This is a genomic window from Polyangium mundeleinium, from assembly GCF_028369105.1.
Lineage (GTDB): Bacteria > Myxococcota_A > Polyangia > Polyangiales > Polyangiaceae > Polyangium > Polyangium mundeleinium.
Genome location: NZ_JAQNDO010000001.1, coordinates 1898660 through 1920430 on the forward strand (window position 1 = coordinate 1898660; position 21771 = coordinate 1920430).

General features: G+C 68.3%; 19 protein-coding genes. 14 read left to right on the plus strand and 5 right to left on the minus strand.

The window, feature by feature from the left end:
• Positions 1-55: 55 nt before the first annotated feature.
• The 3 genes from POL67_RS07795 (at position 56) to POL67_RS07805 (ending at position 2409) form a co-directional block, all read left to right on the plus strand.
• Entirely contained in the window at positions 56-955 is a 900-nt protein-coding gene (locus POL67_RS07795) for a histone deacetylase family protein (RefSeq protein WP_271916462.1), read from the plus strand.
• Positions 952-1308, plus strand: coding sequence for a hypothetical protein (locus tag POL67_RS07800; protein WP_271916463.1), 357 nt, complete (start codon positions 952-954; stop codon positions 1306-1308). Before POL67_RS07795 ends, POL67_RS07800 begins: the two co-directional genes overlap by 4 nt.
• A 579-nt stretch (positions 1309-1887) precedes the next feature.
• On the plus strand, positions 1888-2409 hold the full coding sequence (locus POL67_RS07805; RefSeq protein ID WP_271916464.1) for a hypothetical protein: 522 nt from the start codon (positions 1888-1890) through the stop codon (positions 2407-2409).
• On the opposite strand, the gene POL67_RS07810 is transcribed toward POL67_RS07805, so the two are convergent.
• Complete coding sequence (locus POL67_RS07810) at positions 2410-2931, minus strand: hypothetical protein (protein ID WP_271916465.1); 522 nt, start codon at positions 2929-2931, stop codon at positions 2410-2412.
• A gap of 80 nt (positions 2932-3011) precedes the next feature.
• Positions 3012-3512 (minus strand): hypothetical protein, encoded by a 501-nt coding sequence (locus tag POL67_RS07815; RefSeq protein ID WP_271916466.1) that lies wholly within the window; start codon positions 3510-3512, stop codon positions 3012-3014.
• Between the two features lie 147 nt (positions 3513-3659).
• Here POL67_RS07815 and POL67_RS07820 point away from each other — a divergent pair, with 147 nt between their 5' ends.
• The 10 genes from POL67_RS07820 to POL67_RS07865 all read left to right on the plus strand — a co-directional run bounded on the left by POL67_RS07820 (position 3660) and on the right by POL67_RS07865 (position 12510).
• Positions 3660-4277 (plus strand): RNA polymerase sigma factor, encoded by a 618-nt coding sequence (locus tag POL67_RS07820; protein ID WP_271916467.1) that lies wholly within the window; start codon positions 3660-3662, stop codon positions 4275-4277.
• Entirely contained in the window at positions 4274-4630 is a 357-nt protein-coding gene (locus POL67_RS07825; protein ID WP_271916468.1) for a hypothetical protein, read from the plus strand. Before POL67_RS07820 ends, POL67_RS07825 begins: the two co-directional genes overlap by 4 nt.
• 46 nt (positions 4631-4676) lie before the next feature.
• A complete protein-coding gene (locus POL67_RS07830; RefSeq protein ID WP_271916469.1) occupies positions 4677-5048 on the plus strand; it encodes a hypothetical protein in 372 nt (123 codons plus the stop codon).
• A gap of 16 nt (positions 5049-5064) precedes the next feature.
• Entirely contained in the window at positions 5065-5742 is a 678-nt protein-coding gene (locus POL67_RS07835; RefSeq protein WP_271916470.1) for a DUF6968 family protein, read from the plus strand.
• Positions 5743-6152: 410 nt separating this feature from the next.
• A complete protein-coding gene (locus POL67_RS07840) occupies positions 6153-6692 on the plus strand; it encodes a hypothetical protein (protein WP_271916471.1) in 540 nt (179 codons plus the stop codon).
• 527 nt (positions 6693-7219) lie between these two features.
• Complete coding sequence (locus tag POL67_RS07845) at positions 7220-8872, plus strand: phytoene desaturase family protein (protein ID WP_271916472.1); 1653 nt, start codon at positions 7220-7222, stop codon at positions 8870-8872.
• A 51-nt stretch (positions 8873-8923) separates the two neighbouring features.
• Positions 8924-9526, plus strand: a complete 603-nt coding sequence (locus POL67_RS07850) for a hypothetical protein (RefSeq protein ID WP_271916473.1) — start codon at positions 8924-8926, stop codon at positions 9524-9526.
• 9 nt (positions 9527-9535) lie between these two features.
• Positions 9536-10378 (plus strand): NAD-dependent epimerase/dehydratase family protein, encoded by an 843-nt coding sequence (locus POL67_RS07855; protein WP_271916474.1) that lies wholly within the window; start codon positions 9536-9538, stop codon positions 10376-10378.
• A 59-nt stretch (positions 10379-10437) separates the two neighbouring features.
• Entirely contained in the window at positions 10438-11124 is a 687-nt protein-coding gene (locus POL67_RS07860) for a carbonic anhydrase (RefSeq protein WP_271916475.1), read from the plus strand.
• 87 nt (positions 11125-11211) lie between these two features.
• A complete protein-coding gene (locus POL67_RS07865) occupies positions 11212-12510 on the plus strand; it encodes a DUF418 domain-containing protein (RefSeq protein ID WP_271916476.1) in 1299 nt (432 codons plus the stop codon).
• 8 nt (positions 12511-12518) lie between these two features.
• Here the strand turns inward: POL67_RS07865 and POL67_RS07870 are convergent, their stop codons facing one another.
• The 3 genes from POL67_RS07870 to lon all read right to left on the minus strand — a co-directional run bounded on the left by POL67_RS07870 (position 12519) and on the right by lon (position 17428).
• The gene (locus POL67_RS07870) at positions 12519-13769 is read right to left on the minus strand and encodes an MFS transporter (RefSeq protein WP_271916477.1); all 1251 of its coding nucleotides are present in this window, start codon (positions 13767-13769) and stop codon (positions 12519-12521) included.
• A 238-nt stretch (positions 13770-14007) separates the two neighbouring features.
• Positions 14008-14901: a hypothetical protein gene (locus POL67_RS07875; RefSeq protein WP_271916478.1), complete on the minus strand. Its 894-nt coding sequence runs from the start codon at positions 14899-14901 to the stop codon at positions 14008-14010.
• Between the two features lie 130 nt (positions 14902-15031).
• A complete protein-coding gene (gene lon / locus POL67_RS07880) occupies positions 15032-17428 on the minus strand; it encodes an endopeptidase La (RefSeq protein WP_271916479.1) in 2397 nt (798 codons plus the stop codon).
• A gap of 308 nt (positions 17429-17736) precedes the next feature.
• Here lon and POL67_RS07885 point away from each other — a divergent pair, with 308 nt between their 5' ends.
• Positions 17737-21555 carry a serine/threonine-protein kinase gene (locus tag POL67_RS07885; protein WP_271916481.1) on the plus strand — a complete coding sequence of 1273 codons (3819 nt, stop codon included), beginning with the start codon at positions 17737-17739 and terminating at the stop codon, positions 21553-21555.
• Positions 21556-21771 lie beyond the last annotated feature (216 nt).

A 21771-nucleotide genomic window follows, 5' to 3' on the forward strand; every position in this document is an offset into this window, starting at 1 on the left:
CATTACCCCAACGGGAAAGGCCCGCCACGACAAAACTTGTGGCAAGGAGAGGACCGTGCGCGTGTTCTTCTGCGATCACGTGGAGGTCCCGCTTCCGCCTGGGCATCGCTTCCCGATGGCGAAGTACGCACGCCTGCGCGAGCGCCTGCTTTCAGCGCTCCTGCTCGATCCGACGGACCTCCAGCCTTCCACGCCCGCCTCGATCACCGACCTCGCGCGTGTCCACGCGCCGCACTACCTCGAAGGCTTGCTCTCGGGCACGCTCGACCCCCGCATCTTGCGCGCCATTGGGTTTCCCTGGTCCGACGCCCTCGTGCGCAGGTCGCGCGCCAGCGTCTCGGGCACCCTCTGCGCCGGCCGCGCGGCCCTGGAAGACGGCATTTCGGGAAACCTCGCCGGCGGCACGCACCACGCCTTCGCGGATCGCGGCGCTGGATTCTGTGTCTTCAACGACATCGCCGTTGCCTGCCGCACCTTGCTCGACGCGGGCGACGTCCGCCGTGTGCTCGTCCTCGACCTCGACGTCCACCAGGGCGACGGCACCGCCTCCCTTTTCGGAAACGAGCCCCGCGTGTATACGGCCTCGATCCACGGCGAAAAGAATTTCCCTTTTCACAAGCAGCAGAGCGACCTCGACCTCGCGCTCCCGGACCAGACGGGCGACGACGAATACCTCGCCGCGCTCGAACCTTTTCTCGCCCGCGCCTTCGCCGAATCGAACCCCGATTTGGTTTTTTTCCAGGGCGGCGTGGACGCCCTCGCGGCGGACAAACTGGGCCGGCTCGGCATGACGGCGGCGGGCATGCGCAGGCGGGACGAGCGTGTCCTCGGCGAGGCGCGCCGCCGCGGCATTCCGATCGCGCTCACCCTGGGCGGTGGATATACCGATCCCATCGACGCGACCCTCGCCGCGCACGTCGGGACGTATGCGGTCGCCCGTGAGGTCTTCGGATGACGCCCGGACGCATCACGCTGCTCCTCCTCGCGACGTTGCTTTCGGCCTGCCGTGGCGGCGAATCGGCCGACGCGACGCCGACACCGCCCGAGACCACGCCGTCGGCCGCGCCCTCGCCCTCGCCCTCACCCTCCATGCCGCGCCGCCCGACGATCCGCCATTACCTCGCGCGCACGGCGGAGCGATGCGAGGTGTATTCGGTCGACCGGGACGCCGTCTCCCCGGCCACGCGCACCCCGTGCCCGCCGGATTTGCAGATCGGCGAGCGCATTCGTGTCATGGGGAAATCGTGCATGCGGGAGGGGAGCACCGAACGGACGCAGCCGGTGGTGTGTCCGGGGGCGCTCTTGTAAGTAGGCGGCGCGGGCCGCCGACGGTGGATGGCGGGGGCTCCCCGAATCGAATCGTCGAAACGGTCATGTTTCGCGCGTCCGCCTCTTGTTCTGCCGCCGAACGAGCTTCGCCTCCCCTGGGGGCCCGCCGGCTCTCGTCCCCGAACGCTTCCCGGTTCCCCGGCCGCCCCCTGTTTCGCGGCAAGCTGTGACCGTCGTCGCGTCCGCCTCCTGTTTTGCTCCGTGAGCCTGTCGGCTCGACCTCCGGACGGGGATTTTTTCGCGAAACAGCCCCGGGCTTGTCTCGCCGGCCGGCCGTTGTTTCCCGCAACCACGCCGGGACGCGGCCGCAATCCATTGTTGTTTGCGCCTGAAGCGAGGCGGACCCGCGGACCAATCCTGTCCTGTCGCAAAACGAGTCCCGGCCCGCCGCGCACCTCCTTGTTCGGCAGCCGAACAGGACCCGTCTCCGGAGGGCGGAGCCAGTCGGGGTTGCTTCGAATGAGGTGTTCGGCGTGGCTTGGCTGTATCGTGAAGATGCGAGCGCCTCATGGGCTCGCTGGTGGATGTCCTTGGGGCTTTGGGCGTGGGAGGGTGCGCATGAAACGGATCGTCATCGGGGTGCTGCTCGTTTCGATCGCTCTGCCTGCGCCTGGGTGCACGGAGGACAAGTGCAAGAATCCGGCAAAGAGCAGCGACCGGATCAGAAACATCTGGAGGGATGGGGATGCGATCAAGTGCAACGCGGTCGTGACCTGCCCCGGTCATGGCGGGCGCCCGGACAACAGGTTTGCGCTTCAGGGCCTTGAGGATCCCACCACCATCGACCAGCATCGCGATGACTGGAACGAGGGCCATTGCAAGCAGAAGGTCTGGGACCAGCCGTGGTGGAACCCCGAGTGCACGGTCGTGGTGTCTCCGGCGATCAGTTGCCTCGATGTGGATGGGGGATCAGGTGCGCCTGGGCCCACGCCCACGGGAGGGACCCTGGTCACGGTCGGCGTCGGAGCGGGAAGCGGGGACTACTGGATCACCGAGCAGGGGGTGGGTGGCGCGGGGGGCGTGGGCGGCGCTGGAGGGTTCAGCGAAGAGCCCGGGGAGGCTGGGCACGGCGGAGAGTAATCACCGCTCAGGAACCGCGCCGGACGAGCCTGAAAGTGGCGATTGTCCCGTGGCCTCCCGCAACCTGGCGTACCAATCCGTGCCCGTGAGCGCGGGGCAAAGCGACTCCGTCTTGGTACGAAAACAAGCCAGGAATTCCTGCTGGTCGATGTTCCTCGACTGGTGCTTTTGTTGCAGCGAATCCTGGCAGCGAGTCCCGGCGATATCGGTGTCGCGCCAGAAGCGAGCCCCCTGCATGTCTTCGCACGAGGCGCAAAAGACCGGGTCAAGCCCCGTGCAAGGCACCTTCTCCGGGCAGAACGACAGGACGCAGCTCGCCAGGCATGCGTCCATGTACTCTTCGGTGACGACACGACAATCAACGTGCGTGCAGTACCCCTCGGTCAGCTCTGCGAGGTCCTCGCAAATCTCTTCACGGGTTTGGCCCGTGCCCCTGGGCTCCCCCCGATACGCCCCCAGCCCCACGGTGACCAGCGCGACGGCAGCGACGGCGATGGCGATGTACGATCCGCGGCGTTTCATGGCTGTCTCCCCTGGGCCCCGACGAGCCTACACCAATCCACCGGGAAAGACGAGCATCTTGCCGCGAAGCACGGGAGAGCTCATTGCCCCAGCGCAGTCAGCATCCGCGCGTGCCAGTCGGTACCGGCGAGCGCCGGACAACGCCGCTCGGTCTCAGTCTTGAAACAGGTGACCCATGCCTCTCGGCTGGGGGCCGGGACCTTCTCGTGAGCGACGGGCGCTTTGAGCTCGTTGCTACACCGCGTTTCTGCGTTGTTCGCGTCGCGCCAGAAGCGGGCGCCGTGCAGGTCCTCGCACGGCGCTCGCCAGATCGGGTCGGCGTTGCGGGGTAGCAATGGGGCGTAGTCCGGGCAGTACGTCATCAAGCAACCCGCCTCGCAAGCGTCGGCGAAGTCTTCCGTAATCGCCATACAATGGCCAAGATGAGCACCCTGCTCGCACATCTCGATGGCGGTATCGAGGTCCGAGAGGCAACTCTCTTCCCCCGTGTAGGGCACTTCCCCCCGATACGCCCCCAGCCCTACGGCGACGAGCGCGACGGCGGCGACGGCAACGGATAGCATCGATCGGCGGCGTTTCATGGCTGTCTCCCCTGGGCCCGGTGAGCCTACACGCGCCCGCCGGGAAAAACGAGCGCGCTTCGGGGCGGATCGCGTGGCACGGGCACGGGGGGCGTTCCCTGGAAAAACCGTGTCACCCTCCTGCCCCCTGCGGCAAAGATCCCGAGCATGACGCCTCGTTCGCAGTCGACCGACTTCCCCGCGGCCATTGCGGCCCTCGTCCCGGACATTCGCCAGCTCGTCATGGGTGCATTGCGGCGCCAGGGGGCGGATCCGGACCTCGCCGAGGAGCTGATTCAGGAGATCGTCATCACGCTCCTCGGTAGCGCGTCGACCTATCGTCCCGAGCTCGGCGCGCTCCGGCCGTGGGCGCATGGCGTCGCGATGAATGTGGTGAAGAACCGCCGCCGGAGCCGCGTCGGCTTCAAGGGTGGCGAACGCTCCACGAGCACACGTGCCGCTGGGCCCTTCCAAGCACCGCCCTATGGGCGTTTCTCCTCGCCGGCGCGCGCCCGGTGCCGCCTTCCCTGGCGCGCGCTGGCCTTCACGTTCCTGCGGTCCACGTGGCGGCGCAGGCGGAGACGCCGCACGCAGAGGCCCTCGCCCTTCCGGCGCTCTCCCTTGCCACCGAACGCCGCACGCCGACGCCTCCTTCGCCTCGCCGCGAGGCCCGGCCTCGGCTCCTTTTTCACATCCAGGGCATTACGCCCGGAGACGAAGGGGGTTCGTCCCGGTAATGGACGGCCTTGCAGCATGCGTCGCGCCGCGTGTACCATGCGGGGATGATTCGAGCGTTCGGGGGCCTTTCGTTGTTGGTGGCGCTCGGCGGCGTTGCGAGGGCGGAGACCGGCACCGACGCGGACGCTGCCGCGGCCGTGCGATTCGAGGCCCTCGCGACGATGGGGGACCGCGCGCGCGCCGCAGGGCGGCTCCGGGAAGCTGCCATCGCGTATGGGCAGGCGCTGGAGGTGCGGAACGATCCGCTCGTCGCGGGCCGGCTCGGCGTGCTGCTCGTGGAGATGGGCACGCCCGGGCAAAGCCGTTCGGTCTCAGAAGGTGGGAGACCTCCGGCCCCGCGGACGCGCGGAGCGAGCGAAGAGCGTGTCGGGTCTACAGGCTGGGAAAGCCGAGGAATTTGACGAGAGACGTTGTGGACCTGTATGTCGGAGTGCGGAGGGAGGACCTATGAAGCTGCTCGCAGGTCTCGGAGCGCTTTTTCTGTACGGTTCGCTCGGTGTCGCGTCGGGCGTGGGTGACATCCAGCAAGAACCGCCGCCGCCCATGTCGTTGACAACGATGGGAGCCGCGCCCACAGGAGTTGTGCCCGAAGGGGGCGCGGCGGTGCAGGCGGCGGGCTCGACAGGACGGCGGCCCGTAATGCTCCAGGAAATGAGCGATGAGGAGAAGGAGCGACGGAGAGAGGAATGCGCAACGTTGTACGAGCACTGCTACGATTGGTGCGGGAAGGCGCACAAGCGCGGCAGTGCTGCGCTGCGGCGTTGCAATCAGGAGTGCTCGGACAAGAATACAGAGTGCATGAAAAAGATTCCGAACTGAAGCCACGGCGCACCTGATGGACATCCTGACGACACGAACCCTGCGGTACACCGACGAGGGCGGCGGGACCGAGGAGGATGTGGTTCTCACCATCTTCGTGCCCTTCGAACAAGACGATGGGCAATGGTTGTGCGTGTTCGATTTCGAACCGCCCATCAAGCCAAGGTTCATGAAGGGGTGCGGCGTCGACATCATCCAGGCATTCGTCCACTGCCTGATCTTTGCGCGCCTCTCCTTCGAAACCACACGCTGGTCGAGGACCGGCCATTGGCAAGGATTACGCGACTGCGGCTTGCCCATGAACAAGGGTCCCTGGCCGGATCAGCCGCCCGAAATCCCACCACCCGAAGACAACCCCGGAACCCTCGAGGTCTTTGCGACCCGGAGGCTCGGCTGTCCTGACGAAACCGGCGCAGCCACGGAGCTTCTCCTCACCGTTTTCAAGCCCTACCAGGCAGAGGGCGACACGTGGAAATGCGCCTTCGCCTTCGGTCCATCCGAGACCGCGCCCATTCGCCATGGCACCGGAGCGGACTTCATCGAGGCCGCTCTCGACGGGCTCGCCCTGGCGCGAGCGACCTACGAAAGCATGCTGCCGAAGGGCTGGGCTCCGGCGTCGGAAAACCTCCTCGATTGTGATGACCTGCCCTTCAAAATCGGGCGGTCGTTCTGGACGGGTGGGCCGACGTCGTAGCGCCGAGGAACACCGCTTCGTCTCGCCGGTGGATGTCCTTGGGCTTCGGGCGTGGGAGGGGGCGCATGCTCGGCGCCAGACGGCTTCTGGCGCGGGGAGTGCGATCCGGACCCGTTTTCCCCGAGCGAGCTGTGCCCGGAGCCGCAAGATGCTGGCACCGACGCCGATGCCGATAGCGACGCTGGCCTTGGCACCCCTGGTGCGGATCCCCAGTCGACGAGCTGTGAGCACGGTGGCGGTCGTTGCGTCCCGGTGCCGAGCGGCGGGGAACATGCGGGATTGTGGAGCAAGGAGCCGATCGCGTTATGGGTGGGTCCGACGCCCAAGGAAGGGGATCCGCCGCTCGTGTGTCCGAAGGGCACATCGAGCGAGCAATTCCGCCTCTACAGATGGAGGAGCCGTGCCAGCCCGTGAAGGCGGTGCCGGATTTCACGACGAAGACCGAATGGCAGACGGCAGCGCTCGGGTGTACGGCCAACCTGGACGATGATTCATGCGGTTCGCGCGAGAAGTCTTGCGTCGCGGATCCGGGGTTCGAGTACCTGCAATGTGTGCACCGGGAAGGGAAGTTCACGCTGGAGGATTGCCCGATGAACTACCGCTATGCGTGGTATGTGGGGTATCCAGAGAAAGCAGTGGACGATCGCGGGTGCGAGGCGTGCGCGTGCGGGCCCGTCGCGGGGAGTGGTTGTGTGGCTTCGGTCCGGCTCTACAACGACGCCGCTTGCGCGTCGCAGTTCGAGCAGGGCGGCCTCGCCTCCGGCTACGAGAAGTGCATCAACATCGTCGCGCCCGGCCGGGCCCTCGGAGCCAAAGCGATCACGGATCTCGCCTACGTGCCTGGCGAATGCGCGAGCAGCGGCGGCACGCCCACCGGGGCGGCGACGCGGGACGCCACCGGCGCGGTGACGTTCTGCTGCCTCGGGCCGTTTTACCTCGACATCAACTGAACACGGCCCCGCGCACCTCGTGCCCGCCGGATTTGCAGATGAGCGCCTCGCTGGCCTGGGGTGCAGTATGGGGCAACGCCCGAGCTCCGCGCCTGCACGAAGCCGCGTGTGCATTCATGGGGCGGCCTTGTGCCTTCGTGACGGCGACGTCTGCCGCGGCGGAGCGAGTGTGTGCATTTTCACGTCGGCGCGCTGCATTCCTGCGGTCGGCGCGTGCCTCCATGGCAGCGACGTGTGCCGCCACACGTCGAGGGCCTGCCTTGGGGTGGGGCGAGCGTGCCTTCGCGGGGAGAGGGTGTGCCGTCCCACGTGGACGGCGTGCCTTGGCGGGGTGGGGGGATGCATCCGTGGGGGAGGGGGTTGCCGCGCGGGGGCGGGGGCGTGCAATCACGCGCCGGATCACGCATTCCTGGGCCGCCGGGCTCGAGGCGAAGGCCAGGAGATAACGCTCCGGTCACCCCGCCCCTCCGCCCCGCAACGCCGCCTCCCCCTCCGACATCGAAACCACGATCGAGGAGGATCTTCCAATGGAGCGCTGGGACACGGTCGTCGTTGGATCGGGTTCGGGGGGACTCACGGCCGCGGTCGCGCTCGCGCGGGCGGGGCAGCGCGTCCTCGTCCTCGAACAGCATTATTTGCCGGGCGGCTGGACGCACAGCTTCGCGCTCGACGGATATCGGTTCAGCCCGGGCGTCCATTACATCGGCGAACTCGGCCCAGGCCAGTCCGTCCGGGCGTTGTACGAGGGCCTCGGCCTCTCCTCGGACCTCGTCTTCCACGAACTCAACCCAGACGGCTTCGACCATTTCGTCATCGGCGGCGAGCGCTTCGACGTCCCGCGTGGCTTCGATCGCTACTTCGAGCGCCTCGTCTCCCGCTTCCCCCACGAGCGCAAAGGGCTCGAACGATACTTCGACGTCGTCGGCCGTATCGTCTCCGACACGCTCCGCTGCGAGGATCTCCTCGCCTCGCCACAAGGCGCGCTCGCGCTCCCGTTTCGCGGAAAAAGCCTCGTCACCTGGGGCCTCCGCACCCAGCGCGCCCTCCTCGACGGCACTGTTCGCGACCCGCTCCTCCGGGGCATCCTCGCCGCGCAATCGGGCAACCATGGGTTGCCTCCCTCGCGCGTCTCGCTCCCCCTCCATGCCCGCATGATCACCCATTACTACGACGGCGGGTATTATCCGCGCGGCGGCGCCAAGCGCATTCCGTCGGCCATGATCAAGGCCCTCCGCAAGCGCGGCGGCGAGATCCGCCTCCGCACCCGCGTCCGCCGCATCCTCGTCGAATCCGGCCGCGCGGCCGGCGTCGAGCTCGCCTCGGGCGAGCGTATCCTCGCCCGCGCCGTCGTCTCCAATGCCGACCCCGCGATCACCTTCGGCGCGCTCCTCGAATCGCCGCACGGCGAGCGCGAGCGCCGGAAGATCCGCCGCATGGAATACTCCGTCGGCCTGCTCAGCGTCTTCTGCGCCACCGACCTCGACCTCTCCGCGATGGGCCTCGATTCGGGCAATTGCTGGTGTTATCGCACCCTCGACGTGAACGGCGTCTACGAACGCGCCCTCCACGCGCTCCCCCACGGAATCGTCGAGGGCCTCTTCCTCACGGTCACCACCTTGAAGGACCCCGGCCACGCGCCGAAGGGCCACCATACCCTGGAGCTCTTCACGTTCGTCCCCTACGAACCCTTCGAACGCTGGGCCGGCAACGCCGCGGCGCGGCCCGCGGGATACCACGACCTCAAGGAGCGGCTCGGCGACGCCATGATCGCCGCGGCCGAGCGCGTGATTCCGGGGCTCGGCAAGAACCTCACCTTCCGCGCCGTGGGCACGCCCCTCACGAACGATTTTTATTGCGAGACCCACCGCGGCGCGAGTTATGGCACGGCGAAGATCCCCGCCCAGCTCGGCCCCTTTTCGTTCCCCATTCGATCGAGCGTCCCCGGGCTCTACAGCGTCGGCGCGAGCACGCTCAGCCACGGCGTCGCGGGCGCGGCCACGTCCGGCCTCTTCGCGGCGCGGGACATCCTCGGCCTCCGGCGCATCGAGGACCTCCTCGCCCCGTCCGACGGCTCGCTCCAGGTCGTCCTGGCCAGCGACGTCGCGCCCGCCTCCGGGCCCCGCAGGCCCGCACATGCCGCGCCTCCCGAGGACGACGCCGAGGACGCGCTCGCCTCCTGATCGACGCGGGCCCTTTCCCCCGCCCACCCTTTCCGCTATCGCATGGGCGTCGTGCCCGATTCACGCCCTGCCTGGTCGCTTTTCCTCGACGTCCTCCGTGGACCCCGCGCCGCGATGGCCGGCGTCGCGGCGCGCGCGGACGCGCGGGAAGGGCGGGCGGCCATGCTCGTGCTCGGCGCCTTGCACGGAGCGTTTTCCCTTCTTCTCTATGGTTCGGGGTATGCGCCGCGGTTTGGCATACCGGGGCTCGGACGGGATTGGCATTACCTGCTCCAAGCGGTCCTCGCCGTGCCGCTGTACCTCGTCCTTTGGCGGATCGGCGGCGGCGTCGCGCATGCCGTCGCGCGTCGCGGGGCGGCTCCGGGCGGGGAGGGGAGCCGGGAGGGCGCGTCGCTCGCCGTCTTTGGCGTCTCGTATGCCGTGCCCATGACGCTCTTCTTCATCGTCCCCGATATCGCCGTCTACCTCGCGTTTGGCTTCCCGGCCATCGGAAAGGCCATGCGATATTACGCGCCCCTCGCCGCGGCCGCTTGCCTCGTGCTCGGCACGATGGGGTTTTCCCGGGCGCACCCGCTTGCCACGCGAACGGCCTTCCTCGCCACGCTCGCCGGTTTCGTCACGCAGGCCCTCCTGGGCGCGTTGTTTCTGCGGTAGGAGCGAATCGTGGATACATCCGAACCCCTCGTCCTCCTCGGCTGTGGTTTTACAGGAACGTACGCCGCCAAGCTCGCCCTCGCGGCGGGCACCCGCGTCGTGGGCACGACCCGCTCCCCCGAGCGGGCCGCCTTCTTGTCGCGGCTCGGCGTCGACGTCCGCCTCGCGCCGCGCCTCGACGTGGACCTCGTCGCGCCGCTCCTCCACGAGAACACCCGTGTCCTCGTTACATACCCGCCCGACGACACGACCGACGCTGCCCTCTTGCCCCTGCTCTCCCGCGCGGCGTCCGCGGTTTACCTCTCCTCGACGGGCGTCTACGGCAACGCGGCGGGCCGGATCGACGAGCAGACCCCTGTGGATCCCAGCGAACCCCGCGCCGCCGCGCGCCTGCGGGCCGAGGCGCTCGTGCGCGCGGCTGGCGGCGTCGTCCTCCGCGCGGCGGCCATTTATGGACCGGGCCGTGGCCTGCACGTCCGGCTCGCGCGGGGCGAACACAAGATCGCCGAAGGCGGGCAGAGCGTGATCAGCCGCATCCACGTGCAGGACCTCGCGCGTTTCGCCCTCGCCGCGCTCGATCGCGCTCCGAAAGGCGAGGTCTTCGTGGTCGCCGACGACGCCCCCGTCCCCCAGGCCGAGGTCATCGACTGGCTCTGCGCCCGGCTCGGCGTCCCGCGGCCCGCCGAGGTCCCGAGGGCCGACCTTCCCCCGACCCTTCGGAACGATCGCCGCGTCGACGCCGGGAAGATTCGAAGAAGCCTGGGGGTTTCCCTCGATTACCCCACCTACCGGGAGGGGTTCGCGGCCTGCCTCGCGGAGGAGGCGCACCCCCCCGACCTCGTACGAAAATAGTTTGCGTTGCCAACTATTTTCGTTTGCCCACCAATGAGGCCGGGCTATCGTGGGCGGTGATGGAAAAGTTGATCCGCGGCCTCATCGACTTTCGTAAGAACAAGCTCCCCGGGCTGGCTCCGCTCTTCAAGGAACTCGCGGAACGCGGGCAAAAGCCCGACGTCCTCTTCTTCGCGTGCGCGGATAGCCGTGTGGTCCCGAACCTCATGGTGTCCACGGACCCGGGGGATCTCTTCGTGGTCCGGAGCGTCGGCAACCTGGTCGCGCCGGCGAATGCGGAGGGCATCTCGGTCGGCGATGTCTCCGAAGCCTCGGCCATCGAGTTCAGCCTGGCCAAGCTCAAGATCAAGCACATCGTCGTCTGCGGCCATTCCCGCTGCGGCGCCATCGAGGCCATCCTCAACGGACGCGAGCACTACAGCTCTTTGCCGAACCTCAAGGCCTGGCTCGCGCATGGCGAGGCTGCCTTTGCGCGCCTCGTGCGCTCGCCGTTCATCAAGCCCGAGCTGTCGGCCGTCGATCGCCTCTCCCAGGCCAACGTGCTCCAGCAGCTCGAGCACATCGCGAGCTACGCGAACGTCCGCAGTCTCGTGGACGAGGGCGCGATCACCCTGCATGGCTGGTGGTTCGACGTCGCGACCGGCGACGTGCACGTCTATGACAAGGAGCGCGGCGGCTACATCCTGCTCGACGAGGCCGAGGCCGAGCGCGTGCTCGCCGGCCAATCCGCGTTTCAGCATAGCTGAGAGCCAGCCGGCGCCTCCTCGCGACCGGGCGCGCTTTTGAGTTCACATCGGCCCTCGGTGTGACGCTACCTTGGTGGAGGTCCCACCATGGCAGAGGAGCAAGACCGGACGGAGAGCGCTCCGTCCTTCACGCCCGTCACCCCGGAGGAGCGCAACCCGCTCCTCGACGTACTCCGCGGCTTCGCCCTGCTCGGCATCCTCGTGATGAACATGCCGAGCTTCAGCCTGCCCGACGGCATTGGCGCGCTCGACGAGCACTATTTCCCGCGCTGGTACGACCGGGCGGCCGAGACCGTGGCGAGCATCCTGTTCGCGGGCAAGGCCAACTCCATCTTCTCGTTCCTGTTCGGCCTCGGGCTGACGATCCAGATGCAGCGCGCGGAGGCGAGCGGCGCGCGGCTCACGCCGCTCTACCTGCGACGTGTTGCCGTGCTTTTCCTGATCGGCGCGGCGCACGCGATCTTCCTCTGGAACGGGGACGTGCTGCATACGTATGCGATCCTCGGGCTCTTGCTGCTCGCCTTGCGTCGCGCCTCCGATCGGCTCGTCCTCGGGCTCATCGTGTTCGCCCTCGTCGCGCCGAGCCTACGCAGCGTGCTCGGGCTCCTCCTTCACGAGGCGCTTCCCCACCCGCGTTCCTACTGGGTTGCCGTCGCGCACGAGCACATGCGGATCTTCTCGACGGGGACGTATGCCGAGCAAATCGCGGCGCGCCTCGACATGTTCGCGGATGGCTACGGCATGATCAGGCGCGGCCACGGGATGATCTGGTGGTATTTCTCGGTGAGCATCACGATGCTGCTCGGGTTTTACGCCGGCAGGAAGCGGCTGCTCGGGGACATCGCGGGAAACCTCCCGCGGATCCGCAAGATCCTCTGGACCTGCCTGGGCCTCGGAATCGCCGCGTCGGTGGGGTTTTCCCTGCTCATCGCGTTTCGACCGATGCCTCCGCCGGAAGGGCCGACCTGGCGTGGCTTCGTCATCGGCCTCCTGTTCAAGGTGAACCGGCCCCTGCTTTGCGTCGCCTACATCGCGGCGATTGCGCTCCTGCTCCAGACGGAGCGCGGCAAACGCGTGCTGCTCGTGTTCGCGAGCCCCGGGCGCATGCCGCTCACGAATTACCTCACGCAGAGCTTGATCGCGACCACGCTGTTTTACAGTTACGGATTCGCGTGGTTCGGGAAGGTCGGGCCGCTCGCCTGCCTCGGTATCACGATGGCCATCTTCACCGTGCAGGTCGTCTGGAGCCGGCTCTGGCTCGCGCGGTTCCGTTATGGCCCGCTCGAGTGGCTGTGGCGCGCCGCGACGTACGGCAAGCTGCCGCCGATGCGCCTCGCGCAGGCCCCGGCGCCCGCGCTCGTCCGCGCAGCGACACCGGGCTCGTAAAGGCCCTGCTAACCCGCGGCCCCGCCCGGCAGCCCCGTCGGGTCCGGGTCGTCAGCGTCTTTGGGGTCGCGCCGCCGCCGCGCCGCCGGGTCGTCGTACATGAAGATCACCGTGAACAGCACGAACGCGCCCCACATCGCCACGTGGTGGTAAAGCATCGCCATTCCGCCGAAGCGCTGGAAGATCTGGCTCGCCACGAGCGGGCCCGTGAGGATGCCCGCCGCGTAAAACATGTTGTAAATCGAGTTCGCGCGGCCGTAATCGCGCGGCTCCACGATGACGCCCGTGAGGGCCAGCGCGATGGGGGACATCGACGCGAACGACCCGCCTGACCCGAAGACGATGGCGAGCATGAGCCAGTAGTTGTCGGCGTACACGAAGCCGAGCACGCAGAGGAGCCCGAGGAACGAGAGCACGCGGACCGCGAGCAGGTGCCCCACGCGGTCCGCGATCCGGCCGGCCACGTTCGAGAAGAGCATCATTCCGAGGCAAAAGAGCCCCGGCAGCACGATCGTGCGGTTCTCGGGGATCCCCTTCGACTCGATGAGGTAGAGCGGCAGGAAAATCACCACCGCCGCCTGGAAGTAGCCGTACGAAAACGACGCGAAGCACGAGGTCTTGATGCGCCACAGGATCGTAGCGGCCGAGAGCTCCGAGCTCTTTTCGCCGTTCTTTTCCTCATCCGCGCTCGCGCCCTCGACCGGCGGTGCCGGCGGCATCTTCAGCGCGACGTAAAGGCCGGCGCTGAGCGCGAACAGAGCTGCCACACCAAACGAGACGGTCGCCGGGACGAACCGGTCCATGCCCGTCGCCATGAGCGGGCCGGCCACGTATCCGCTCGCGAGCCATATTGCATAAAGGGTCGTGAGGTAGGCCTTGTGCTCCTTCCGTGCCTGCGCGAGCAGGACCGTCTCGGAGCTGACCCATATTCCGATCGTGAACAGGCCGTCGATGAAGCGGACGCCCGCGACCGAGGCGAAGGTATGCGCGTGCGGGAAGGCGGCGAGGCAGCCCGCGTACCCGACGAGGGACGCGGCCAGGACGCGCTCGGCCGAAAACCGTCGAATGATCGCCCCGACCGGGAGCGCGAAGAGCACGAGCCCCGCCCCGAAGAAGAGGGCCAGAAAGCCGATCGAATCCTTCGAGTACCCCACCCGGTTCAGGTGCACCGCCGTGAGCCCGATCGAGATGCCGCACGCAATCCCGAACGGTAACGTGGTCGCATAGAGACGGCGGAGCTGGGGGGTGACAGGACTCACGCCCGGCCTCTACCATGGAGGCCGCGCGTGGGCTATGTGCCTCTGCTGCGAATGATTTTTCTCATCGACCGTCGCGACGCAGCATGAAAGCCCGCCCGCCGAGCGTCGGTCCCGGAGCCGCGCGTTTGTGCGGACGGAAGTGTGCGTGGGCCTGCGGGCGGGCGAGCCCTGCGCGCGTCAATCAAGCGGGTAGGACGACGAGAGCGCGCAGGGCCGTGGGGTCAGCCCTGGGATGTCGTCAATACGCGTCGCAGGCGCCGGGCACAAGCTCGATCTTGTGGATGATCTCGCCGTCGAAGCGACAGATCTTGCTGATCTGCGGGTCCGGATTGATCAGGCATTTCTCGAGCGCTTCCTGGCAGGAGAGCCCCGGGAAGAACCCCCCGCCGCCTTGCTCTTCCGAGCAGGACTTGAACTGGTAATTCCCGACGCCGTCCTTGCCGGCGCACGGATCCGCGGTCGGCGGCTCGTCGTCGCATTCGAGCACGCTCTCGGCCACGTGGCTCGACTGCGTGTAGCCCGCCTCGACCGCGCAGCTCGAGTCGGCCTGGAGATCGTCGTGCAGCGTGAATTGCGTGGCCTGGTAGCAGCCGTGGAACGAGGTCAACGCGCGCCCCGTCAGGTTCTGCACCGCCGCGACGAGCGCCTGCGTATCGCTGCCGCCCTCGGCGTGCGGCCATGCATACGCATACGCGCCGAGCGAGCCGTCCGGGCCGTCGTGAATCTCGACCGGCACGCCCGCGGGCACGTCGGCCGTTTGATCGTGATACCCGTTCAGGATCACCTTTTCGATCGTGACGCCCTCGGCCGCGGTGACGGTCCAGTGCACTGGCTCGTACGACGAGAGCACCAGGATCGAGCTCGATTGCCGCTCGACGTGCACCGACGCGGCGCCGGCCGGATGGACGCCGCCGCCGTGATTGCCGTGGGATTCGTAGATGCCGATGAGGTGCAGCTCGGAGCCGCAGACGGGGGCGGGGACCACGACGTCGCCCGGTCCACCCGGACCGGGCTGGCCGGGCGGGTCGTCGCCGCCGCCCCCGATCACGACCGTCCCCTTGCAGCCCAAAAGACCGAGCGCGCCCGTGAGAAAGATCCCCGCGAGCGTGCGCCCGTAATTCGATAAGGTCATTGCCATTCCTCCGCTCGAAAGCCGTGGGGCGGGAACGTAGCACGCGTGGAATGGCTGGAGAAGTGTCGACGCGCCGCAGATCAGGATTTTGGCAGATATCCGCCTACACCTTGCTGCGGCGCGTTGATCCTCAATGAACCGCTTGCGCGCCGCCGCCGGCCGACGCCGCGTCGCTGCCGAGCGGGACGGTCTCTTCCTCGGCCGGCTGCTCTTCCAGCGCTGCGTGGATGACCTGGCTCATGTCCTCGGCGAACACGAACGTCAGCGAGCTGCGCACCTCCTCCGGCACTTCCTCCACGTCGCGCGCGTTCTTTTGCGGGAGGATGACCCGCTTGATGCCGGCCCGATGCGCCGCCATCACCTTCGACTTGATCCCGCCGACCGGAAGCACGCGCCCGCGCAGCGTGCATTCGCCGGTCATCGCCGTGTCGCTGCGCACCCGCCGCGACGAGAGCAGCGACGTCAGCGCCGTGAACATCGTCACGCCCGCGCTCGGCCCGTCCTTGGGCACGGCGCCCGCGGGCACGTGGATGTGCAGGTCCTCCTCTTCGAGCTTCGCCGTATCCACGCCGAGCTCCGCTGCGTGGCTCTTCACATAGGAAAGCGCGGCCTTCGCTGATTCCTTCATCACGTCGCCGAGCTGCCCCGTGATTTCCACGCGGCCTCGACCCGGCATCCGGCTCGTCTCGATGAACAGGATGTCCCCGCCCACCGGCGTCCACGCCATTCCGGTGGCCACGCCCGGCGACGCCGTCCGCTCCGCCACCTCCGCGAAGAACTTCACCTTGCCGAGGTATTTCCCGAGATCACTCTCCTCCACGTGCAAGTTCGGCTTTTCGTCCTTCGCCCGCGCCACCTCCAGCGAGATCGCCCGGCAAAGCTTCTTGATCTCCCGTTCGAGCTGACGAACGCCCGCCTCGCGCGTGTAATCGCGCACGATGGCCCGGAGCGCGTCGTCCGTGATCGTCAACGTGCCGTCCGGGATCCCGTGCGCCGCGAGCTGCTTCGGAATCAGGTGCCGCCGCGCGATCTGCGCCTTCTCGTCCGGCGTATACCCGGGCACCTCGATGATCTCCAGCCGGTCGCGGAGCGGCGCCGACAGCGTGCCGAGATCGTTCGCCGTGCAAACGAAGAGCACCTCGGACAGGTCGAACGGCAGCTCCAGGTAATGGTCCTGGAACGTCTTGTTTTGCTCCGGATCCAGCACCTCGAGCAACGCCGCCTCGGGGTTTCCGGCCCAGCCCACCGCGAGTTTGTCGATCTCGTCCAGCAGGACGACCGGGTTCTTCACCTTCGCCTTTTTCATCCCGTGGACGATACGGCCCGGCAAAGCCGCCACATACGTGCGCCGGTGCCCGCGGATCTCCGCCTCGTCGCGCACGCCGCCGAGCGCGATGCGCACGAACGGCCGGCCCGTCGCGTCCGCGATCGATTGCCCGATCGAAGTCTTGCCGACGCCGGGCGGGCCCGCGAGGCAGAGAATGCTCCCCTTCGCCGTGCCCTTCAATTTGAGGACCGCGATGTGCTCCAGGATCCGGCGCTTCACGTCGCCGAGCCCGTAATGGTCCTCGTCGAGCTTCTTGCCGACCGCGTCGATGTCGTCCTTCGCGTCCGCGCGCTCGGTCCAGGGCAGCTCCGCGATCCAGTCGAGGTACGTCCGGATCACGTTGTATTCGGCCTGCTGCGGCGAGAGCGCTTCGAGCCGCTTGAGCTCGCGATCGGCCACCGCGCGCACCTCGTCCGGCAAATTCGCCTTGTCGAGCCGCTCGCGCAGCTTGCCCGTCTCGTCGCCTTCGCCCTCGTCGCCGAGCTCTTTCTTGATCGCCCGGAGCTGCTCGCGCAGGATCGCCTCGCGCTGGTGATTGCCGATCTCGCGGCGCACGTCCTGCTCGATCTTTCGCTTCACCTCGGAGAGCGATTTCTGCTCGATGACGAAGCCGGCCACGATGCGCAGCCGCTCGACCACGTCGAGCGCTTCGAGCACGCGCATGTCCTTGTCCGACGTGAGCCCGAGCAATGCCGAGACCCGATCCGCGAACAGACCCGGATCCTCCTCGGCGAGCGAAGGATCGATCGAATTCTCGATTCCGCGGCCGAGCTCGCGCACCTGATCGAAGAGCGCGCGGGCGAAGAGCTTGGCCTCCGCGCTCGATTCGCTCGCCTCCGCGGCGACCTCGCCCTCCACGAGCCAGAAGGGATCGCGACGCACGATTCGATCGAGGCGCATGCGGCCCACGCCCTCGATGACGAGCTTCATGTCGCCGCTCGGCAGCCTCCCCGTCTCCACGACCCTGGCGAACGTCCCGAGGCGATAGAGATCAGCCTCGGACGGGTCGCCGACGTTGCGGTCTTTTTGCGTGAGGACGCCAATCACGTCCCCTTTGCTCAGCGTCCGGACGAGCGCCACCGAGCGCTCGCGGCCGATGGGGAGAGCGATCACCGCGCCGGGAAAGAGCACCCCGTTGCGGAGCGGAAGCACGGGAAACGGAGAAGAGGGCACGCGGGCCCCGTCGCGGAGCGTCGTCATCGTGGGACTCCTTGGCACTTCAGGAAAGAGCGCCTCGCCACGGTCGGCGTCGCCGGTCCGGTGGCCCGAGGCGTGAACGAACCATAAATCCGTTCACCGCTCCGTCAACGGGGGGACGTGCAAGAAGGTGACGGGACGGTACGGGAGGCTCGTGGGGCTCCTTCCGGACAGGGGCGCTGCGCGCGTGACGTTCGTCTTGACCGCGTAGAGATGATGATTCGCGCGCAGGCGACGCGTATGCTGGTCACGGTGCGGGCAAGATGGACCTCGACGTCGTCGAACCACGGTCTTCGCCAACCGCCTTCCGGATGAGAGTCGGGCAGGTCCTCGCGCAGCGATTCCGCATCGACGCCCAGGTCGGAGGCGGTGGCATGGGGCAGGTCTACCGTGCCTTCGATCTCTCCACGGGCGAGGTCGTGGCCGCCAAGATCCTGAACGACACGTCCGCCGAGACCGTGGCGCGCTTCGAGCGGGAAGGCCGGGCCCTCGCGCGGCTCTCGCACCCCGGCATCGTCCGCTACGTGGCGTACGACGTGATGCCGGACGGGCAGCCCTTCCTGGTGATGGAGTGGCTCGAAGGCGAGGATCTCGCGCACCGGCTCGCGCGGACGCACCTCACGGTCCCCGAGACGATCACGCTCGCGACGCGCGTGGCCGACGCGCTCGGCGTCGCGCACGCGCAGAGCATCGTCCACCGCGATCTCAAGCCCGGCAATGTCTTCCTCGTTGGTGGACGAATCGAGTCGCCGAAGATCCTCGATTTCGGGATCGCGTTTTTCGGAGGCAGCGCCCGCATCACCGCGACCGGCACGATGATGGGCACGCCGAGCTACATCGCGCCCGAGCAGGCGCGCAGCGGCGGCATCGTCGAGGCCTCGGCCGACGTGTTTTCCCTCGGATGCCTGCTCTTCGAGTGCCTCTCGGGCAGGCCGCCTTTCCAGGGAGATCACTTCGTCGCGGTGCTCGCGAAGGTCATCTTCGAAGAGGCGCCGCGGCTCTTCGAGCTCGGCGTCGTCGTGCCCCCGTGGCTCGACGAGCTCGTCGCGCGCATGCTCTCGAAGGAGCCCACGCGGCGGCCGCGCGACGGCGCCGTGCTCGCCCGCGCCCTCGAAGCCGAGACGCTCCTCGACGACGACCCCAACGACGTGCCGCCGCGCTCGCTCGGCAAGCGCGAGCGTCGCTTCCTCGGGGTCGTGCTGCTCGGCCCGCCCGCGTCCGCGCCGCCCATCACGTCGACCTCGAAGACGCTCGCGGTCTCCACGCCCGACACGATGCGCTCGGTCGTCACGCGGTTCGGCGCGCACCTCGAGCTGCTCGCGGACGGCACGGCCGTCGTGATCCTGGATCACACGAGCGTGCCCACGGACATCGCCGCGCAGGTCGCTCGCTGCGCGCTCGCGCTCCGCGAGTTTTTTCCGGGGGTACCCATCGCCGTGACCACCGGCTGGTGCGAGCTCGGGCGTGGCTTGCCCGTCGGCGAGGCGATCGAGCGAGCGCTCTGGCTCTTGCACATGGAGGGCTCGATCCCCGGGCCGCGCGTCGCGATCGACGAGACCACGGCGGGCCTGCTCGACCGGCGCTTCGACATCGTCGACCTCGCGCCCGGCGGCTTCGAGCTGCGCGGCGAGCGTGTCTCGGCCGAGGCCTTCCGCCCGCTCCTTGGCAAGCTCACGCCGTGCGTCGGTCGTGAGCACGAGCTCACCTTGCTCGAACAGAGCTTCGCGAGCGCCGAGGACGAACCCGCGGCGCTCGCCGTGGTGATCACGGGATCGGCGGGCATCGGCAAATCACGCCTCGTCCACGAGTTCATCGAGCGTCGCAAGCGCGCGGCCGCGCCCGTCGAGATTTTGTGGGGTCGAGGCGATCTGCAGCGGGCGGGCTCCACGTTTGGCTTGCTCGCGGACGTGCTCTGGCGCGCGGCCGAGGTGAAGGGCGGCGAGCCGATCGAGGTGCGGCGCGAGCGCCTCGCGGCGTTTGTCGCGCGCCACGTCCCCGCTCGGGACCTGCGCCGCGTGACCGAGTTTCTCGGCGAGCTCTCGGGCATCCCTTTCCCCGACGAGGACAGCCTCCCGCTCCGCGCCGCGCGCCAGGACCCCGAGCTCTGCGGCGAGCAGATACGACGCGCATTTCGTGATTTCCTGCGCGCGCTTTGCGCCGAGCGCCCCGCGCTCCTCGTCGTCGAGGACGTGCACTGGGGGGATCGCGCCTCCGTCTCTGCGCTCGAAGCGGCGCTGCGCGAGCTCGCGGACGAGCCCATCTTGCTCGTCGCGACGGCGCGCCCCGAGGTCGAGCAGGTCTTCCCGCAGCTATGGGTCGCGTGTGGCCGCCAGGAGATCCGCCTCAAGCACCTCTCCGTGAAGGCGAGCGCCCGGCTCGCGCGCAAGGTGCTCGGCGACGCGGCCGAGGCTCCGCTCGTCGAGCGGCTCGTGGCGCTCTCCGAGGGGCACCCGTTTTTCCTGGAAGAGCTCGTCCGGGCCGCGTCCGAGGGCTCGCTCGGCGAATCCTTGCCGGGCACGATCATCGCGATGGTGCAGACGCGCCTCGAACGGCTCGAGCCCCGCGCGCGCCGGGCCCTGCGCGCCGCGAGCATCCTCGGCGAGGTCTTCTGGCGCGGCGCCGTCGTGCACATGGTCGGCGAGGGCGATCCCGGAAACGATCCGCTCGCCGCGCTCGTCTCCGGCGAGATTTGCCAGCGGCACCGCGAGAGCCGTTTTTCCGGGGACGAAGAGTACGCGTTCCGCCACGCGCTCCTGCGCGAGGGCGCGTATGCGCTGCTCACGGACGACGATCGGGCGCTTGGCCACAGGCTCGCCGGCGAATGGCTCGAACGTGCGGGCGAGTCGGATCCGCTCGTCCTCGCGGGTCACTTCGAGCGCGGCGGCCTGCTCGATCGGGCGGGCACGATGTTCATTCGCGGCGCCGAGCGGGCGAGCGCGCGGCGCAATTACCAGGACGCCGAGCGGTACTTCGCCCGCGCCGACGAGCTGCTCTCGGGGTTGTCCGTGGTGGCGCGGCGGGCGCGCGGGCTCGCGCGGTTCAAGCGGGGTCGGTACGAGGACGCGGTCACCGAGCTCGCGGCGGCCGGGGCCCAGGCCGAGGCTGCGGGGGATGTCCTCTTGCAGGTCGAGCTCTTGCTCGACGAGGGCATCGTCTTCGACTGGATGGGCGACGTGAAGCGCGCCGAGGATCGGGTCCTCGCTGCGCAGGCGCGGTATGTCGAGGGCACGTCGCCTCTCGTCGACGCGCGCCTCTTGCTCGGGCTCGGGCGGTCCTCGCACCGCGCCGATCGCAATGAAGAGGCGGCCTCGGCGCTCTCGGCCGCCGCGGAGAAGGCGGGGCGGCTCGGGGAGGAGGGCTACGAGACGCGGACGATCGCGCTCCTTTTGCTCGGGTTCATCCTGCCGGGGCTTGGGCGGCTCGACGAGGCGGCCTCGGTGCTCGACGAGGTCATTCGGGGCTGCGAGGTCCGCGCCGACCTCCTCCACCTCGGCGGCGCGCTTGCCAACCGAGGCCTCGTCCGGGCCTGCCGCGGCGATCGGGTGGGGCTCATCGCCGATTACGAGCACACCATTGCCATCGGCCGGGAGATCGGCCAGCCCACGCTGGAGCTCATCGGGTATTACAACCTCGGTGAATATCTTTACCTGATGGACGACATCCCCGCCGCCGAGCCGTACATTCGCTCCGCAGCGGCCTCGTTCTCGCGGCCGAACATCGGGGCGCACCCTGCCATCGTCCAACTGCTCGAGGCCCGCGTGCACCTTTATCGCGGCGACGAGGCCTGCGCTGCGGCGATCGTCGTGGCCATTCGCAAGGAGCAGGCAGAGGCGCGGGTGCAGGGGGCCGAGATTCTGGTGCCCTCCGAGGAGGTCCTCTGCTCGATGATCGAGCTTGCCACGACCGACGCGCCGGCCGAGCGCTGGGACGAGCTCGAAGAGCGTTCGGCGCGGTCCTCGGTGGGTCAGGAGCGGATCGAGGTCCTCGAAGCGCGGGCGCTTTCGGCGTTGCGCCGGGGCCGCCGCGACGACGCTGCGCGGCAACTCGAGGTCGCGCTCGACGTTGCGTCACGGGTCGCGAACGTCATGACGCCGCGGCTCCGGCGTGCGCTCGCCGTTGCAAAGTCCTGACAGCGATCGCCCTGTCGTTCCGTAAGGGCCGCATCAGGTTTTTACGGTACGCCAATGCGTCGGGTTCGTGCGCCGACGCACCCTTCCTATCGTCGCCGCGCGGGGATTGCTCATGTTGAGCAAACTCGGCGCAGCGATTTCCGCCATTTTTGTGCTTGCGCCGTTCCAAGAACGCATATAGACATAATGGAATGTCCGGAATCCCTGCATCGTTCG

Excerpts from the sequence above, each read along its gene's own strand:
- POL67_RS07800 (WP_271916463.1), top strand. The coding sequence starts at position 952 with ATGACGCCCGGACGCATCACGCTGCTCCTCCTCGCGACGTTGCTTTCG.
- POL67_RS07805 (WP_271916464.1), top strand. The coding sequence starts at position 1,888 with ATGAAACGGATCGTCATCGGGGTGCTGCTCGTTTCGATCGCTCTGCCT.
- POL67_RS07810 (WP_271916465.1), bottom strand. The coding sequence starts at position 2,931 with ATGAAACGCCGCGGATCGTACATCGCCATCGCCGTCGCTGCCGTCGCG.
- POL67_RS07815 (WP_271916466.1), bottom strand. The coding sequence starts at position 3,512 with ATGAAACGCCGCCGATCGATGCTATCCGTTGCCGTCGCCGCCGTCGCG.
- POL67_RS07820 (WP_271916467.1), top strand. The coding sequence starts at position 3,660 with ATGACGCCTCGTTCGCAGTCGACCGACTTCCCCGCGGCCATTGCGGCC.
- POL67_RS07825 (WP_271916468.1), top strand. The coding sequence starts at position 4,274 with ATGATTCGAGCGTTCGGGGGCCTTTCGTTGTTGGTGGCGCTCGGCGGC.
- POL67_RS07830 (WP_271916469.1), top strand. The coding sequence starts at position 4,677 with ATGAAGCTGCTCGCAGGTCTCGGAGCGCTTTTTCTGTACGGTTCGCTC.
- POL67_RS07835 (WP_271916470.1), top strand. The coding sequence starts at position 5,065 with ATGGACATCCTGACGACACGAACCCTGCGGTACACCGACGAGGGCGGC.
- POL67_RS07845 (WP_271916472.1), top strand. The coding sequence starts at position 7,220 with ATGGAGCGCTGGGACACGGTCGTCGTTGGATCGGGTTCGGGGGGACTC.
- POL67_RS07860 (WP_271916475.1), top strand. The coding sequence starts at position 10,438 with ATGGAAAAGTTGATCCGCGGCCTCATCGACTTTCGTAAGAACAAGCTC.
- POL67_RS07865 (WP_271916476.1), top strand. The coding sequence starts at position 11,212 with ATGGCAGAGGAGCAAGACCGGACGGAGAGCGCTCCGTCCTTCACGCCC.
- POL67_RS07875 (WP_271916478.1), bottom strand. The coding sequence starts at position 14,901 with ATGACCTTATCGAATTACGGGCGCACGCTCGCGGGGATCTTTCTCACG.
- lon (WP_271916479.1), bottom strand. The coding sequence starts at position 17,428 with ATGACGACGCTCCGCGACGGGGCCCGCGTGCCCTCTTCTCCGTTTCCC.
- POL67_RS07885 (WP_271916481.1), top strand. The coding sequence starts at position 17,737 with ATGAGAGTCGGGCAGGTCCTCGCGCAGCGATTCCGCATCGACGCCCAG.